Source organism: Hyphomicrobium sp. 1Nfss2.1 (assembly GCF_965243865.1).
In the GTDB taxonomy this organism is placed as follows: Bacteria; Pseudomonadota; Alphaproteobacteria; order Rhizobiales; family Hyphomicrobiaceae; genus Hyphomicrobium_A.
On the sequence record NZ_OZ251603.1, the window covers coordinates 2,692,190 to 2,708,241 of the forward strand.

Here is a 16,052-nt window from a genome sequence, read left to right on the forward strand (position 1 = left end):
ATGCCCGCGCGCCACTTCAGGCAGCTTCGGGCTGCGTCTGCCTCCCCAGCAGATGCAGTCGGAGAGTTGAGCGAAAAAAACGCAATTTCAATAATTCGCACCCGTGTTCGTTAGCAAAGCGATAATACCTGTTAAGCAGAACCCATCTTCGTCCAAGTAAAACGGGTGCCGTTATTCGGATTTCATTAGCCATGTTGACGGCGCGGGCGACTATGGATGTCACATAGCCTACATGCAGCGGCGGTAAGGCCTGACCTCTCGCCAAATTAGGGGGAATGCCCGATGCAGCGGATTTTCTGCGCAGCCCTGGCGCTTGGCGCGCTGGCAACGACAGCGCTTGGCCAGACCATCTACCCTATCGATCGCGCAGAGCTTCTCGCTGGCGCGCGCTTCGACCTAAAGGTGGAGTTCCCGCCAGCCCCCAAGGCCGCGGACGGCGTGGAGGCAGCTCCATCCGAAGTCCGCGTGACCATCAACGGCGAAGACGCCGGCAAATTCCTCGGCCGCGACCCGCTCATCGACCGGGACGAAGACCGCCTCGGCCACACGGCCTATTGGCTGCGTAGCGTGAGCCTGCCCAAGGCCGGGCACTATGTCATCGAGGCCTCGGACGGAACCAACCGCTCCAAGGTCGAGTGGGATGCGTTTGACACGCCCGAAGGCCGCCTCGCCAAGAATGTCATCCTGCTCATCGGCGACGGCATGTCTATGGCTCACCGCACCGCCGCGCGCATGCTCTCGAAGGGTATGCGCCAGGGTCGCTATGGTGGGGAACTCGCCATGGACGACATGCCCTCGATGGCGCTCATCTCTACGTCCGGTATGGATTCGATCGTCACCGACAGCGCTAACGCTGCCAGCGCCTACGCAACCGGACACAAGTCGTGCGTGAAAGCTCTCGGCGTCTATTGCGCGCGCAATCGCAGCGCGCTCGGGCACCCGAACGTCGAGACGATTGCTGAGTTGGCAAAGCGCAAGCTGGGCCTCGCAATAGGCGTCGTCACCGACACCGAAATCGAGGACGCAACTCCCGCCGCCATGGTGGCGCACACGCGTCTGCGCACCGACTACGATAACATCGTGCGCATGCTCTATTGGCTTCAGCCGGAAGTCGTTCTCGGTGGCGGCAGCCTCAACTTCCGGCCTTCCGGCGAGGCAGGCGGCAAGCGCAAGGATGGCGAGGACTACATCGCCAAGTTCCAGAGCGCCGGATATCGGTTCGCCGACACCAGGCAGTCACTCGCCGAAGCCGCGAACAACCCGGAAACGACCAGGCTGCTGGGCCTCTTCAACGACAAGAACATCGATGGCGCCCTCGACCGCAAATTCCTGAAGAAGGGTACAGTTGCGCGCTTTCCCAACCAGCCCGACCTAACCGATGAGATGCGCGCCGCCCTCGAGGTGCTCTCACGCTCCCCGAATGGGTTTTTCCTCATGGTCGAGGCTGGCCGCATCGACAAATACAGCCATTCGCTCGATTGGGAGCGCGCCGTGTACGATACGATCATGTTCGATAACGTGGTCGCGATGGCGAAGGAGTACGCGCAAAAGAAAGGCGACACCCTGGTCATCGTGGTGCCCGACCACGCGCACCCGGTTTCGATCATCGGCACCTACGACGATGCCAAGGGCGAGCAACTGCGCGACCGTCTGCAAACATATGCCGACGCCGGCTTCCCGGATTATCCCCCCGCCGACGCTGACGGCTTCCCCGACAAGGTCGATGTCTCGCGCCGCCTCGCATTGGTGTTCGCCGCCTACCCCGACTATTGCGACACCGGCCGCCCTTATCTCGATGGCGAGAACATGCCGGCGATCCAGCAGGAAAGTCAGGCCGTAGGGGTGGCCCAGCCGGTCCCAGGCACTCCGACGCCAACTGGAAGCGCCACGCCGGAGCCGGTCCCGGGCACACCGACGACAACTGGAAGCGCCAAGCCGGCATCGTCCGGCGACAGCGAGGGCCCCGCCGTCGCCAACGAGGTCTATTGCAAGCGCGGATCAGCCCGCCGGATCGGCAACTTGCCAATCACCGCGCGAAATGGCGTCCATGCGGCTGATGATGTGGTGCTGACCGCAATGGGCCCGGGCGCCGACGTCCTCCATGGGCGCCGCGACAACACCTTTGTGTTCCGCGCCATGGCGCGTGCTCTGGGGCTTGGCCGCTGAAGCCGCGAGCCAGAGGCTTAGCTCATCTCGGCGAAGTAATGGTTCTCGCGCAGGTTGCAGCTGGCTAAACGCCACTCGATCGGTCGCCGATCGATCGCGTGTACGACGCAATCGAGCAGCATGATTGGTGCCCCCTCCTCAACCTCAAGTAGCCTGGCGATCTCGCCCTTGGCGGAGGCCGCCCTGACGACCTCCTCGGCACGTCCCAATAACACTCCGTAATGGTGTGCCAGCACGACGATGCTTGGAGAGGCATCCTTTTCCTTTTCCAGCCCGGGGAAAAAGGCCTGTGGCACCACGGATTCCTCCACCATAAACGGCATTCCGTTGTGGGCTCGAATCCGGTGAATTCGATAGATTGGCTCTCCGGTTCTCAACTGGAGGTGGTGGGCTTCGCTTTCATTGGCTGAAGCCAGCACGATTGTGCTGCTCCCAATATCGCCATTAATGCGAATCCCGTTTGGATCGCGGATGTTGCAAAAACGAACGGCATGCTCGTTCGATGTTTGGTCGATAACGAAGGTGCCGCGACCCTGGCGGCGAGAAATAAGCCGCTCATGCTCCATTTCGTCGAGTGCTTTCCGCACCGTGCCGACGCTTATTCCAAGTTCTCTGGAGAGCTCAATTTCATTTGGGATTGCGGCGCCTGGCTTCCACGCGCCAGCGGCAATGCGCTGGACCAACATATCTTTGACTTGAAGATAAAGCGGCCGAGTTGAAAATCTTCCCACCACCGTCATGGAAGCCCTCGCTTTACGGCCTCGCAAGCGTGTGAAAACCGCTGCCGCGCATTTGCAAACAAACGGCCCCAGCCCGCAAAAACCTTTGCACTACATAGGATGCATGCGTCGCTTTCCTGCAAACAACCAATACTGCGTACAAGAGCACAATAACCGTATTCACTATAGCACGAACATTCTGCTTTGGCTCTAAGCTTGTCCACCCTTATTTCATCACTGATCTTCATAGTGATGATCCGCGCGTTTGGATCAATCCGAAATACAAAAGTTTTCTTCGAATGTAACGCGGCAATGCTCGCGCACGTAATAACTGGCCACGGATCGCGCCCCCTCGCAAGCCTCCGGGTCAGATAGCCCCGCCAGGTTCTCCCTCCCCCCCTGGCGGGGCGCCATTCCACGGGGCGCCATGCCTAGCGACGGCCGCCCTGCGGTGCTATGCGCCCGGTTAGATCTTGCGGTGCACCCCCCTGACGGTCCAAACATCCCTCGCGCGTCGCTCGTCGGCGCGCCGTGCATATCGAGGGAGCCTTTGCAGATGATGGAACTAGCGACGGTGCAGTCGGGCGCGACCGGCCAATCGGCTGATCGGGAATTGCGTCATGATTGGTCCCGCGAAGAAGCCCAGGCTCTCTACGACGCTCCCTTCAACGATCTCCTGTTCCGCGCCCAGTGCGTGCACCGGCGCTACTTCGACGCCAACGCCATCCAGCGCAGCCGGCTTCTCTCCATCAAGACCGGCGGGTGCGCCGAGGATTGTGGCTACTGCAGCCAGTCCGCCCATCACGCGTCCGGCCTCAAAGCCAGCAAGCTGATGCAGGTGGAGAAGGTTTTGACCGAGGCCCGCAAGGCCAAGGAGCAGGGCGCGACCCGCTACTGCATGGGCGCCGCCTGGCGCTCGCCCAAGGGCCGTGACATGGACGTGCTCTGCGCCATGGTCGAAGGCGTCAAGTCCATGGGCATGGAAACATGCATGACGCTCGGCATGCTGTCCGACGACGACGTCGGCAAGCTAAGGCACGCCGGCCTCGATTACTATAATCACAACATCGACACGTCCGAGCGCTACTACGACAAGGTCATCTCGACGCGCACATTTGCTGATCGACTGGAAACCTTGGCGCGCGTGCGCGAAGCCGGCATCAAGGTCTGCTGCGGTGGCATCGTCGGCATGGGCGAGGAGCCGGAAGATCGTGTCGACATGCTCGTCACGCTGGCCAATCTGCCTGAGCATCCCGAGAGTGTGCCGATCAACATGCTCGTCCCGATCCCGGGAACGCCGCTCGCCGAAACCGAGAAGATCGATGGCATCTCGTTCGTGCGTACGATTGCGCTCGCCCGCATCATGATGCCGAAGTCGTTTGTACGCCTCTCCGCTGGACGCACCGAGATGAGCGATGAGACGCAGGCGCTGTGCTTCTTGGCCGGAGCCAACTCCATTTTCGTCGGTGACACGCTGCTGACGGCGGACAACCCCGGTGAGGACGCCGACAGCGTTCTCTTCGACAAGCTCGGTTTGAAGCCCCTCGAGCTCGAAATGGGCTCGTGCGAGCGGGACGATGTACAAGAATCATGAACGAGCCCTCGAGGCACTGACGCGTCGCGGTCGTCGCCGCGCTTTGTCCGCGCGAACGGGCCTCGACTTTTCCTCCAACGACTACCTGGGCCTAGCCCAGTCGCCTGAGCTCAAGCAGGCGGCGCGTGCAGCCATCGAGCGCGATGTCGCGATCGGCTCCGGTGGCTCGCGCCTCCTGCGTGGTAACGACCGCGAGCACGAGGCCCTGGAATCCGAGGCCGCTGCCTTCTTCGGCACCGAGAGCGCGTTGTTTTTCGCTGGCGGGTTCCTCGCCAATGTCGCGCTCTTCTCGACGCTGCCGCAACGCGGCGATCTCGTTGTCCACGATGCCCTTATCCACGCCTCCGTCCACGATGGGCTGCGCATGGGAAAGTCGGAGCGCGCCGAGGCGAGGCACAACGACCCGCAAGCCTTCAATGATCTCATTGCCGACTGGCGCGCGGCCGGCGGCACCGGCACGCCATGGATCGCGGTGGAAAGCCTTTACAGCATGGATGGCGACCGCGCACCCCTGGATGACCTCGCCGAGATCGCCCGGCGGCACGAAGGCGTCCTCGTCATCGACGAGGCGCACGCGACCGGCGTGCTGGGGACCATGGGGCGAGGCCTGGGCGCCCATCTCGAGGGCCAGCCTAACATCGTTGCCCTTCACACGTGCGGCAAAGCGCTGGGCGCTATGGGCGCGCTCGTCACAGGTCCGCAAGTGCTATGCGATTATCTCGTCAACCGCTCGCGGCCGTTTATCTATGCGACAGCGCCCTCTCCGCTCATCGCCGCCATCGTACGCGCCGCGCTGTTGATCTGCCGCTTCGACAGCCCGCGGCGCGAGAAGCTGGCTGCACTCGTCGCCTTCGCCGGCGCTCAGCTGTCGCAGCAATGCGGCATCGAACCATCGGGCACGCATATCCAGCCCGTCATCGTCGGCGCTGACGAACGCGCAACGCGCCTCGCTGCCGCGATGCAGGAGCGCGGCTACGATATCCGCGCCGTGCGCCCGCCGACGGTGCCCGAGGGCACCGCCCGGCTGCGCATCTCCCTTACCCTCAACGTTGACGAGGCGCAGGTCGCCGCCATGGTAGCGGCCCTAGCTGAGGAGCTGAAAAGGCTCGACGCATGACCCCGGCCATCGTTGTCACCGGCACCGACACCGACGTCGGCAAGACCGTGTTTGCGGCAGCGCTCGTCGCCGCCCTTAGCGGGTACTATTGGAAGCCCGTTCAGGCTGGACGCGCACCCGAGGCCGACGCAGAAACGGTGCGTCGCCTCGCCGGTCTCTCGGACGAGCGGATCTTGTCGAGCGTCTACGACCTGACGACGCCAGCGTCGCCGCATCTGGCGGCCGAGCGCGACGGCATCGAGATCGACCTTGCACGGCTCAGGACGCTGCCCCGCGTGGACGCACCGCTCATCATCGAAGGCGCCGGCGGCCTTATGGTCCCCCTGACCCGGCAGCATCTGCAAGTCGATCTCTTCGCCGCTTGGAGCCTTCCGGTCGTCCTTGTTGCCTCGACGCGTCTAGGCACCATCAACCACTCTCTGCTTTCTGTCGAAGCACTGCGCCGCCGCGGCATCCCGCTGCTCGGTATCGTCTTCACCGGCGAGGAGAACGCCGATACCGAGCGCACCATTCCGGCGATGGCAGGCGCGCGTCGGCTCGGCCGCCTGCCGCATCTCGATCCACTCGACGCCGCAACGCTGCGGTCAGCATTTGCTGTCAATTTCGACATCGCCGATTTCTTCGCCGCGGTGCGCCCATGACCTCCAGAGCGACAACGACCTCCAGCCCCATCTGGCACCCATTCACCCAGCACGGATTGCAACCGGAAATGATCCCGGTGCGCAGCGCGCGCGGCGCCTGGATCAAAACACCTGCCGGCGAGCTGATCCTCGACGCCATCTCATCCTGGTGGGTCGTCACCCATGGTCACTGTCACCCGCGCATCGTCGGCGCGATCGAGGAACAGGCGCGACGCCTCGATCAAGTGATCTTCGCCGGCTTCACCCATGCGCCCGCCGAAATGCTGGCGCGCGGCCTCATCGACATTGCTCCGGAAGGGCTGGCGCACGTCTTCTTTTCCGATAGCGGTTCGACGTCGGTGGAAGTCGCTCTCAAGATGGCGCTCGGCTACTTCCGCAACATCGGCGCGCCTCGCCGCCGCATTGTAGCTCTGGAGCACGGCTACCACGGCGACACCATCGGCGGGATGTCGGTGGGCGCTCGTGGCATCTTCAGCGCCACCTATGAGCCCTTGCTGTTCGAGGTCGAGCGCATCCCGTTCCCCTCGCCCGGCAACGAGCAGGCCACCATCGACGCCTTCGATGCCGCCTGCGCCAATGAGCCGACGGCCGCCCTCATCGTCGAGCCGCTCGTGCTCGGCGCCGGCGGCATGCTCGTCTACGACGCTCGCGTTCTTCAGGAATTGCAGCGCATCGCCCGTCACCATGGCGCCCTTTTCATCGCCGACGAGGTTATGACCGGCTGGGGACGCACCGGCGCTCTGTTCGCCTGCGATAAGGCCGGGGTAACGCCAGACATTCTCTGCCTCGCCAAAGGCATCACCGGTGGCTCTCTGCCGCTGGCGGTCACCCTCTGCACCTCGGAGATATTCGAGGCGCACCGCTCCAGCGATCGCAGCAAGACTTTCTTCCATTCCAGCTCGTACACCGCCAACCCGATCGCCTGCGCCGCCGCGGTGGCGAACCTCGAGATTTGGCGGGAGGAGCCGGTGCTCGATAAGATCACCGCGTTGACCATGGCGCAGGAAGAACGGCTCGCGGCCCAGCGCAGCCATTCCGCGTTTTCGGACGCCCGCCAGATCGGCACCATCACCGCGCTCGATCTGAAGGTCTCCGATGCCGGCTACCTGGCTTCGGTCGGCCTGCGGCTCATGCAGCACTTCCTCGACCGTGGTGTGCTGCTGCGGCCGCTGGGCAATACCATCTATGTGATGCCGCCCTACTGCATCACGCCAGACGAGCTCGATCTCGTTTATGCCGCCATCGCCGAGGCGCCCGCAGCCGTGGCAGGGGAAAGCCCATGACCGCCGTCCGCGGCTCCACCATCATCGGCTTTGGGCACTATGTCCCCGCGCGTCGCGTCCTCAATGCCGAGATAGAGCAGCGCCTTGGCCTGGAGCCCGGCTGGATCCTGCGTCGCACAGGCATTGCCGAGCGGCGCTATGCAGCGCCGAGCGAGGCGCTGACTGACATGGCCGTGCCAGCCGCTCAGATGGCGCTCGACGATGCCGGTCTTGCGAGCCAGGAAGTGGCGCTGACGCTCCTTGCAACCAGCACGCCTGACCATCTCCTGCCGCCGTCCGCGCCGCTGTTGGCCCATCGCCTCGGCCTTGCAAACTCCGGCGGTATCGACCTCGCCGGTGCCTGCGGCGGCTTCCTCTACGCTTTGACTCTGGCAGACGGCTTCGTGCGCACGCACGGCGCGCCGGTGCTGATAGTCGCCGCCAACATCCTGTCCCGGCGTATCAACCCGGCCGACCGCGGCAGCAGCATTCTCTTTGCCGACGCTGCCGGCGCCGTCGTACTGGCTCCCTCCGACCGGGCCGGAACCGGCGTCCTTGGCTGCCAACTCTCATCCGACGGAAGCGGCTATGGCCTGATCCAGATCCCGGCCGGAGGCAGCCGCCGCCCGTTCGCAGCCGACGTGCCGATCGAAGATACGCAGATGATCATCAGCAACGGCCGCGCAGTCTTTTCCCGAGCGGTCGACTTGATGGTTACAGCCTCGCGTGCGGCGCTCGATAAGGCCGGGATCGATATCGCGGACGTCGACCGCTTCGTCCCCCACCAGGCCAATGGCCGGATCACTGCCGCGGTTACCCAGCAGCTCGCCGTCACGCCCGAAGCTACCGTCTCGACCATTGCCAGCTTTGGTAACAGCTCGGCGGCAACGATCCCGCTGTCGCTTTCCCTCGCCAACGCCTCGCAGCGTTGGCAGCCGGGGACGCGCATCCTGATGTGCGCGGCAGGCGCCGGCCTTACCGGAGCGGCGGTCGTCTACGGCTTGTAACCAAGCTGCGGGGTTCAGCTTCGGTTCATGCGCCGGATGGTTGAGTGTGCTCCGGACGCCAGAGGCAGTCGGAATTCCTGGCGGCGCACTCATACAATTGCGAGACCGGCCATGCCGCAGCCCCCACCCCGCCTCATTCTGGTGCAGGAACTGCTTAACCGTGTGTCGCGTTGTTCACAGCGAAAGAACGTGCCAGTTTATCACGATAACGGTTCAAACATCCCTCTAGTGGCCGGGTGACCAAAATATGCCGAAGAGCGTTGCTAGCTCGGGTGCACAGCGCGACTTGCGTATTGATTTCTTCCGCGGCCTGGCCCTGATCTTCATCTTCATCGACCATGTGCCCGACAACGTGCTGGCCAAGTTCACCCTGCGGAACTTCGGCTTCGCCGATGCGGCAGAGGTGTTCGTCTTGCTGGCCGGCTTCTCCGCCGTGCTGGCCTATAGCCGCACGTTCGAGGGACACGGCTTCAAAGCCGGGTTCGGCCGCGTATTCGACCGGGTGCGGGACATCTACATATGGCACCTGGCTTTGATTGTCGTTTGCAGCATCCTGCTGACTTGGGCTGCGCACCAGTTTGGCCACTACCCCTATGTCAAGAACATCGGCGTGAACCTCTTTGGGCAGGACCCGACGCGCAGCACAGTCTATGCCGGGCTGCTGGTGTTTCAGCCCAACTCCCTGAACATCCTGCCGCTGTACATCGTCCTGATGCTGTTCTGGCTTCCCTTCGTGCTGTGGCTGCTCCCGCGCAATCCGTGGCAGGCACTGGTGCTCTCGGTCGGCCTGTGGGCGGCCGCCAATCTGCTGTCGGCCAACTTGCCCAGCATGCAGCACCCCAAGGGTTGGGTGTTCAATCCGCTTGCTTGGCAGTTGCTGATCACCATCGGCGCCCTCACGGCACACTTCTACCGCAAGGGAGAAATACCTTTCTCGCGGTCGCTGATGTGGCTCGCTGTCGGCTACTTGGGCTTCGCCTTCCTGTACGCTGCTCCCTGGACCCAAATTCCGGGTTTGGAAAAAGCGCGACTCTTTTCCCCCGATATGCTGGGCAACATCGATAAAACCTATGCCTCGCCGTGGCGTGTCCTTAACGTTGTGGCTCTGGGATACCTGGCTCTCTTCTTACTCTCGCCGCAAAGTCAATGGCTTAGTCGGGCCTTGGCCAGGGGCATTGGGCACTGCGGCCGGCATTCCCTAGAGATCTTCGGCGTCGGCACGGTGCTGTCTTTCGTCGGATGGATTGCATTGGTTGAATCCGGCTACGGACTCGCACTACAGATCCTGGTAAACGTCGTCGGCATTGCAATCTTGTTGGGGATGGCATGGGGTCTGTCGAAGCGCGGGAGTGGCATGGACTGGGGTTGGGCTCAGCCGGCACGCAGACTGTTCGCAGAGCGTCGACCTGGGCTTGCGCAATTGCAGGCCTGATCAGCATCGTTTCACCCATCCCCGCCGAGGCCGCACAACGCTGCCAAGCCCCGGCGGATTTGGTGCGCTTCGATGCCCCCTTACCAGGGTTTTCGGCCGCCCTCGCTTCGGGTCAACCCGTTCGTATCGTCGCCCTCGGCTCTTCCAGCACGCAGGGCATTGGCGCTTCCAGCCCTACGACGTCTTACCCCGTCCGACTGCAGGCTGAGCTGCAACAGCGCTTCCCCAAGAGCAAGATCACCGTTGAGAACCTCGGTGTCGGCGGCCAGCTCGCCACCGATATGATTCCGCGCATTCGCCAGCAGGTCATCCCGCGCAAACCGGCGCTCGTCATCTGGCAGACCGGCGTCAACGACGCGCTGCGCAAGGTGAAGGTCGAGGGCTTCCGAGAGACCGTGCTGACTGGCATCGACGAGATGCGCCGTGCCGGCATCGACGTCGTCCTGCTCGACATGCAGTACTTTCCACGCGCAGAAAAGGTGCGCGACTTCCCGCGCTTCCTCGTTGCCATGCGCCAGATCGCCGAGCAGCGCGACATCCCCATCCTGCAGCGCTACGCGATCATGAAGCACCTGGTCACCAGCGCGCAGTACACGCCGCAGCAGTTGCTGGCCAAGGACCTCTTCCACCCGAACGATCTGAGCTACGGCTGCCTCGGCCGCATGATGGCCGATGCTCTGCAAGGCGAGTTCACCGACTTCGCCAAGGTGACGTCCAAGAAAAAGTACCCCGCAGAACCCGCCAAGCAGGCCGGTACTGTCCCTGCGGTGCTCCCGGTTCACTGAACTGAGGGGCCGGATCGGCAGTCGCTTCGTTGATGATTGCCGATCTTCGCCACTGGTCTACCCGGCTGAAATCAGCTAGCTCACGGGTAGGCAGGATCAGTGCATGACCGGGCTATCGCGAACCCTCGATCACGTCTGCAACCGCTACGACGTCATCGTCGTAGGCTCTGGCTACGGCGGCGGTGTCGCCGCCTCCCGGCTGGCGCGTGCCGGCAAGAGAGTAGCCGTGCTAGAGCGCGGCCGCGAAGTTCTCGCCGGCAGCTTTCCCGCCCGCTTCCCTGATCTCAAGAACGAGATGCAGGTTTCCGGCAGGAAGCTGCGCACCGGCCCCTCGTCCGCGCTCTATGATGTGCGCTTGGGCGAGGACATGCATGTGCTGGTTGGCTGCGGTCTCGGCGGTGGCTCGCTCATCAATGCCGGCGTCGCCCTGCGCCCCGATGATCGCGTGTTTGCTGACGAGTGCTGGCCCGGCCAGATCGCCCAGGACGGCTTGTTGGAGGAGGGTTTCCGCCGGGCCCGCCTCTGGCTCAATCCGCAGAGCGACCCAAACGCGGGCAACCTCACCAAGTTCAGGACCCTCGAGGCCGCCGGCGCCGCGCTGGGCCATGACATCGTCCGCCCCACCGTTACCGTCAGCTTCGAGGCTGGAACGAACGTGGTTGGCATCGAGCAGCCCGCCTGCACCCGTTGTGGCGATTGCTGTGGCGGCTGCAACGTCGGCGCCAAGAACTCTGTCGCCCTGACCTACCTGCCCGACGCCGTCCGCCACGGCGCCCAGCTCTTCACCCATGCCGGTGTGCGTCACCTCAGCAAGACGAATGACGGCGAATGGGAGGTGCTCGTGCGCCGCCTCGACGGCGCTGGCGGCGAGATGAAGCTGCACGCCGCTATGGTTGTGCTCGCGGCCGGCACGCTCGGGACAACGGAAATTCTGCTGCGTTCGAAGGCCGCCGGTCTGGCGCTCTCTGATCGCGTGGGCGAGCGCTTCTCGGCCAACGGCGACATCATCGCGTTCGGCTACGGTGCGCGCGAGCCGGTTAACGCCGTGGGCATCGGCTATCCGCCCAAAATCGAAGGCGTCGAAATCGGCGCGGCGGTCAGCGGTCAGCTCGAGATCGATGACGCGACAACGCTTGCAAACGAGCTGCGCGTGCAGGAGGGAGTGCTGCCATCTGCCCTCGCGCCCGTCCTCCCCGTCCTCTTCATTCCAAACGGCCGCTTGCTCGGTGCCCTGCAAAGCCTCGTGAACGGCGTCTACAAGGGACCCTTCGCGAAGCTGCAGACCTTCTTTGCCGTCTCGCACGACAGTGCCTCGGGACGTTTTGTCCTCGACGATGACCGCCTCTCGCTGGTCTGGCCCAACGCAAAGAATGAGCCGGTCTACGCGCGCCTCGATGCCATGTTGTCCGCCGTCGTCAAACAGGCCGGCGGCAGCTATGTGAAAAACCCGCTCGCTGGCACCGTCATGGGCCATCAACCGGCAACCGCGCACCCGCTCGGCGGCGCGGGCATGGGGCGCGAGCGCGCCGATGGCGCCATCAATCACAAGGGGCAGGTGTTCGACGCAGGCGCTGGGCGCGGGGCGACGGATGTGCACGCCGGGCTTTACGTCATCGACGGCTCCATGATGCCGCGTTCCCTCGGCGTCAATCCACTCCTCACCATCACCGCGCTGGCTGAGCGCACGCTCATGCACATGCAGCCGGAGCTGGGATTGTCATTTGACGCCGAGCCGCTGTCGGGCGTGCGCGCGACACCTAAGGACTTGAGCCCGTTCCTCGCCGCCTGAGGAAGGCGCCGGGCTCGCAACCGCCCGGCGCTCCAACGTGCGTCTAAGCTGCAGTCTTCTTGAAGCGGGCAGCCTCTTCCGACCCCTTCGTCGCATCGCCCTTGCTGTAGGAATGCGCACCGGTTCCAGCAAGCTTGCCTTTATCGACGATAAGATACTCGCTGCGGATCGGCTTCCCGGCGAAGAAGTCCTCAAGGATCTCCCGCGTGCCTGCTGCATAGCGCGCCTGCGCGGAAAGCGACGTGCCGGAGATGTGCGGAGTCATGCCGTGATGCGGCATCTTCCGCCACGGATGATCCTTCGGGGCTGGCTGCGGGAACCACACATCGCCCGCATACCCCGCAAGATGGCCGCTCTCCAATGCCTTCACCACGGCATCGCGATCGACGATCTTCCCGCGCGCCGTATTGATGAGATACGCACCGCGCTTCATCTCGCCGATCAGTTTGGCATTGAACAGGCTTTCGGTCTCCGAATGCAGCGGCGCGTTGATTGTGACCACGTCGCACACCTTAACGAGAGACTCGACGTCCTTATGATAGGTGAGGCCAAGCTCCTTCTCGACCTCACGCGGCAGCCGGTGCCGGTCGGTGTAGTGCAGCTTGACATCGAACGGGTGCAGTCTGCGTAGCACGGCAAGCCCGATGCGCCCTGCGCCCACAGTGCCGACGTTCATGCCTTCGAGATCGTACGAGCGCTCCACGCAATCGGCGATGTTCCAGCCGCCTTTCACCACCCACTGGTACGATGGAATGTAGTTGCGTACGAGCGACAGGATCATCATCACCACGTGCTCGGCGACACTGATCGAATTCGAATACGTCACCTCCGCCACGGTAATGCCGTTCTTCATCGCCGCATCGAGATCGACGTGATCGGACCCGATGCCTGCCGTGATGGCGAGCTTCAGCTTCTTTGCTTTCTTCAGCCGCTCTTCCGTGAGATACGCCGGCCAGAAGGGCTGCGAGATGACGACGTCGGCATCGGGCAACTCGCGCTCGAACACCGAGTTCGGGCCGTCCTTGTCGGACGTGACGATGAATTCGTGTCCCTGGCTTTCGAGAAACTTCCGCAGGCCCAGCTCGCCCGAAACACTGCCGAGAAGCTGCCCTGGCTTGAAATCGATGGACTTCGGCGTCGGCAGCGTCTGGCCGCCGGGATAATGACCGATCTTCGGGATGTCGTCGCGCGCGTATGTCTTGGGATAGCCGTCGACGGGATCGTCATAGAGAACGCAAAGAACTTTTGCCATGAGTGGGTTCCTCCGTGTTCAACTGATCGTGAGGAAACGTCTCGTTCTCGCTGGCCTCTGCGTAATTCAGGAGGCGTTTCCAGGCTGTGCTGCGGTTACACGACCGCGGCACCATGCGCAGGCTCGAGCCTGATTGAGAGGTAAGCAGAAGGCGCGCGCAAACAAGGCCGTTTGCCGAGGCAGGCAAATCGGTAAAGCACTGTTCAAATGCGTTTAACGGTGATCAGCAGCGCAAAGCCGCGCTGAAGAAGGCGGCTTGCTCTTCGCTCGACCGGTCGAACCACTCGCCCCGGTATATGTCGAAGTGATCGATCGGCAGTGTCGACAGTCTGGCCTTATCGCCGATGCGAGTGACGATATCGGCCGCTGCCTCCGGCGAGACGACCGTGTCGCGCTCGCACGCAATGACGAGCGTCGGGCACGAGATGTCCTTCGCGTAGAGGAACGGCCGATAGAGCGGCAGCGCCATGAAGAACCGCGCAGCTACCTCGTTGCGCCAGCCCGGTGGAGCGATCGCCATGCAGCCTTCATAAGCGCCCGGCGTGGCCATCGCCGCTAATTCCCCATGATGCCCGACGAGTGGAACGTAGTGCGGCGACTGTCCCGCTATCATTGTGCCGAGATCGAGCATCGCTGCGCCTGTCATCCGCACAGCCATCACAGCGCCGACGTCGACGATCGCCATACGCGCACTGGCTGTCCCATCGAGCATCGGACACTGCGCCGACACAGCCGCGATGCTCTTGTCACGCGCCGCCGTGACGATCACGTGCCCGCCAGAAAGCGACGTGCCCCAAAGCCCGATCCGCTCGGGATCGACATTGCGCAGCGTTCGCGCGAACGCCACTGCGCCGCGCCAATCTTCGAGCTGTCCTTCGATGGAAATGACTTGGCGTGGTTCGCCTTCGCTGTCACCCAGATGGCGATAGTCGAACACCACAACGAAAAAGCCGGCCGCCGCAAAGCGCTCTGCGTAAGGGGCAAGACCGCAATCGCGCGTCCCCCCGAGGCCATGCCCCATGACGATACAAGGAGCTGGCGGGGACGTACGCGCATCGGGCTGATACAGCCAGGCACGGCACATCATGCCGTCGATTGGAAAAGATACATCGGTCCGCGAAAGCCTAGCCGGGCTGGCAGTTGTCATGTGGGAGGCGCGCTCAGGGGTTGCTGCTGCACCTAGCGGACTTCGATGACCCGCCGCGGACGCTAGCGGTCCCATACTCGCGCCCGCTTCTTAAGGAACCGCGTGCCACGAGTGCAAATTTCCCGCGCCTCGTAGGCTGGGACTGCCCGGCCGGGCCTAGTGTATCCCCGGCATCGGTTTGCGTACGCGCAGGAGATTGACCGGTCGCGCCGACGATGAAGCGGGCGCGGCAACCGGCGCATTCGCGATCGGCGAGTTTGCCGGCCAACGCCGGCGCAACGGCCACCACTTGCGCGACTGCGCGATTTGCTGCCGGTTAGTCTCGAGGAAAGCAATCACTGCACGCACATGTGCGACCAGTTCGTCACGGCGCGCATTACCGGAGGCGTCCGACTTTAGTACTAGCCGACGCCAACGCCCGCTCCATGAGCCGGGTAGCTGGCCGATCCACCGATTGACCGCTTCGACCTTCCACGATGCTTCACGGCTCTTCTGCGCTTCTTCGAGAGTGACACGCAGTGCAGCGATCACCGCTTCGACAGTTGCCGCCATCACGCCCCCTACCAATTTATGATCCTTTTGGACCCATTTTAGCTGCTTATTCGGCCGCAGTACACTCAGCCGGCGCATCCCCTGTGCATCGCTGTTCGGACAAGCAGGAGAAAAAAGGGGCGGATCTGGTCCGCCCCCGTTCACCGTTGCCGGATGTTGCGGCGGGATCGGCGGGATGTCTCTACTGGGTAAGTGCCTGAGTGTGGGCCAAAGCCTGCGTGAATGTCATCGGGGGCTGGCTCGAGACCCAGTGAAGCAGCCACGCCATGCCGCCGAACATCAGCATGCCCATGAGCAAGATTGTGAACGACGGCGAAGATGACTGCGGTCTGTCGTTAAACTCGCGGAAGAACTTTCCCATTTTCCCCTCCCGGTTGGCCTTTGTCGGCACGCTGCGTTTGTGGCAGGCGCAGGCATTCTGCGATCTGCGCCAGATCACGCCCCTACTACAACGCTCCTGACCGCGGTGGGAAAGCGCACGGTTTCGCCCCTTGTGCGCGTAGTCCCGCGTCTTCGATTGCGTAGATTCAGCGGGGGCGCTGGAGCTGACACTCTCCTACCCTGCGGCTCTAGGGCATACGGCGCTGGG

The 16,052-nt window shown here is 63.3% G+C and carries 14 protein-coding genes; 10 read left to right on the plus strand and 4 right to left on the minus strand.

Annotated elements, in window-relative coordinates; genetic code table 11:
* Positions 1-282: 282 nt before the first annotated feature.
* Positions 283-2,166, plus strand: coding sequence for an alkaline phosphatase (locus ACP15D_RS13120; protein ID WP_424957903.1), 1,884 nt, complete (start codon positions 283-285; stop codon positions 2,164-2,166).
* A 17-nt stretch (positions 2,167-2,183) separates the two neighbouring features.
* Here the strand turns inward: ACP15D_RS13120 and ACP15D_RS13125 are convergent, their stop codons facing one another.
* Positions 2,184-2,906, minus strand: coding sequence for a GntR family transcriptional regulator (locus tag ACP15D_RS13125; protein WP_424957904.1), 723 nt, complete (start codon positions 2,904-2,906; stop codon positions 2,184-2,186).
* Positions 2,907-3,444: 538 nt separating this feature from the next.
* Here ACP15D_RS13125 and bioB point away from each other — a divergent pair.
* The 8 genes from bioB (at position 3,445) to ACP15D_RS13165 (ending at position 12,512) form a co-directional block, all read left to right on the plus strand.
* Positions 3,445-4,479: a biotin synthase BioB gene (bioB, locus tag ACP15D_RS13130; RefSeq protein ID WP_424959230.1), complete on the plus strand. Its 1,035-nt coding sequence runs from the start codon at positions 3,445-3,447 to the stop codon at positions 4,477-4,479.
* Positions 4,463-5,596 (plus strand): 8-amino-7-oxononanoate synthase, encoded by a 1,134-nt coding sequence (locus tag ACP15D_RS13135; RefSeq protein ID WP_424957905.1) that lies wholly within the window; start codon positions 4,463-4,465, stop codon positions 5,594-5,596. Before bioB ends, ACP15D_RS13135 begins: the two co-directional genes overlap by 17 nt.
* Positions 5,593-6,237, plus strand: a complete 645-nt coding sequence (bioD, locus tag ACP15D_RS13140) for a dethiobiotin synthase (RefSeq protein WP_424957906.1) — start codon at positions 5,593-5,595, stop codon at positions 6,235-6,237. The genes ACP15D_RS13135 and bioD overlap by 4 nt, the downstream gene beginning before the upstream one ends.
* Complete coding sequence (locus ACP15D_RS13145; protein WP_424957907.1) at positions 6,234-7,520, plus strand: adenosylmethionine--8-amino-7-oxononanoate transaminase; 1,287 nt, start codon at positions 6,234-6,236, stop codon at positions 7,518-7,520. The genes bioD and ACP15D_RS13145 overlap by 4 nt, the downstream gene beginning before the upstream one ends.
* Positions 7,517-8,506 (plus strand): beta-ketoacyl-ACP synthase III, encoded by a 990-nt coding sequence (locus ACP15D_RS13150; protein WP_424957908.1) that lies wholly within the window; start codon positions 7,517-7,519, stop codon positions 8,504-8,506. Before ACP15D_RS13145 ends, ACP15D_RS13150 begins: the two co-directional genes overlap by 4 nt.
* A gap of 247 nt (positions 8,507-8,753) precedes the next feature.
* Positions 8,754-9,938, plus strand: a complete 1,185-nt coding sequence (locus ACP15D_RS13155) for an OpgC family protein (protein ID WP_424957909.1) — start codon at positions 8,754-8,756, stop codon at positions 9,936-9,938.
* Between the two features lie 62 nt (positions 9,939-10,000).
* Positions 10,001-10,723 carry an SGNH/GDSL hydrolase family protein gene (locus ACP15D_RS13160; RefSeq protein ID WP_424957910.1) on the plus strand — a complete coding sequence of 241 codons (723 nt, stop codon included), beginning with the start codon at positions 10,001-10,003 and terminating at the stop codon, positions 10,721-10,723.
* A gap of 103 nt (positions 10,724-10,826) precedes the next feature.
* Positions 10,827-12,512, plus strand: a complete 1,686-nt coding sequence (locus ACP15D_RS13165) for a GMC family oxidoreductase N-terminal domain-containing protein (protein ID WP_424957911.1) — start codon at positions 10,827-10,829, stop codon at positions 12,510-12,512.
* A 43-nt stretch (positions 12,513-12,555) separates the two neighbouring features.
* On the opposite strand, the gene ACP15D_RS13170 is transcribed toward ACP15D_RS13165, so the two are convergent.
* The 3 genes from ACP15D_RS13170 to ACP15D_RS13180 all read right to left on the minus strand — a co-directional run bounded on the left by ACP15D_RS13170 (position 12,556) and on the right by ACP15D_RS13180 (position 15,463).
* On the minus strand, positions 12,556-13,764 hold the full coding sequence (locus ACP15D_RS13170; protein WP_424957912.1) for an NAD-dependent formate dehydrogenase: 1,209 nt from the start codon (positions 13,762-13,764) through the stop codon (positions 12,556-12,558).
* A 223-nt stretch (positions 13,765-13,987) separates the two neighbouring features.
* A complete protein-coding gene (locus ACP15D_RS13175; protein WP_424957913.1) occupies positions 13,988-14,911 on the minus strand; it encodes an alpha/beta hydrolase in 924 nt (307 codons plus the stop codon).
* 156 nt (positions 14,912-15,067) lie between these two features.
* Positions 15,068-15,463 (minus strand): hypothetical protein, encoded by a 396-nt coding sequence (locus ACP15D_RS13180; protein ID WP_424957914.1) that lies wholly within the window; start codon positions 15,461-15,463, stop codon positions 15,068-15,070.
* A gap of 266 nt (positions 15,464-15,729) precedes the next feature.
* On the opposite strand from ACP15D_RS13180, the gene ACP15D_RS13185 reads away from it, so the two are divergent.
* Positions 15,730-15,924 (plus strand): hypothetical protein, encoded by a 195-nt coding sequence (locus ACP15D_RS13185; RefSeq protein ID WP_424957915.1) that lies wholly within the window; start codon positions 15,730-15,732, stop codon positions 15,922-15,924.
* The last annotated feature ends 128 nt before the right edge of the window (positions 15,925-16,052 follow it).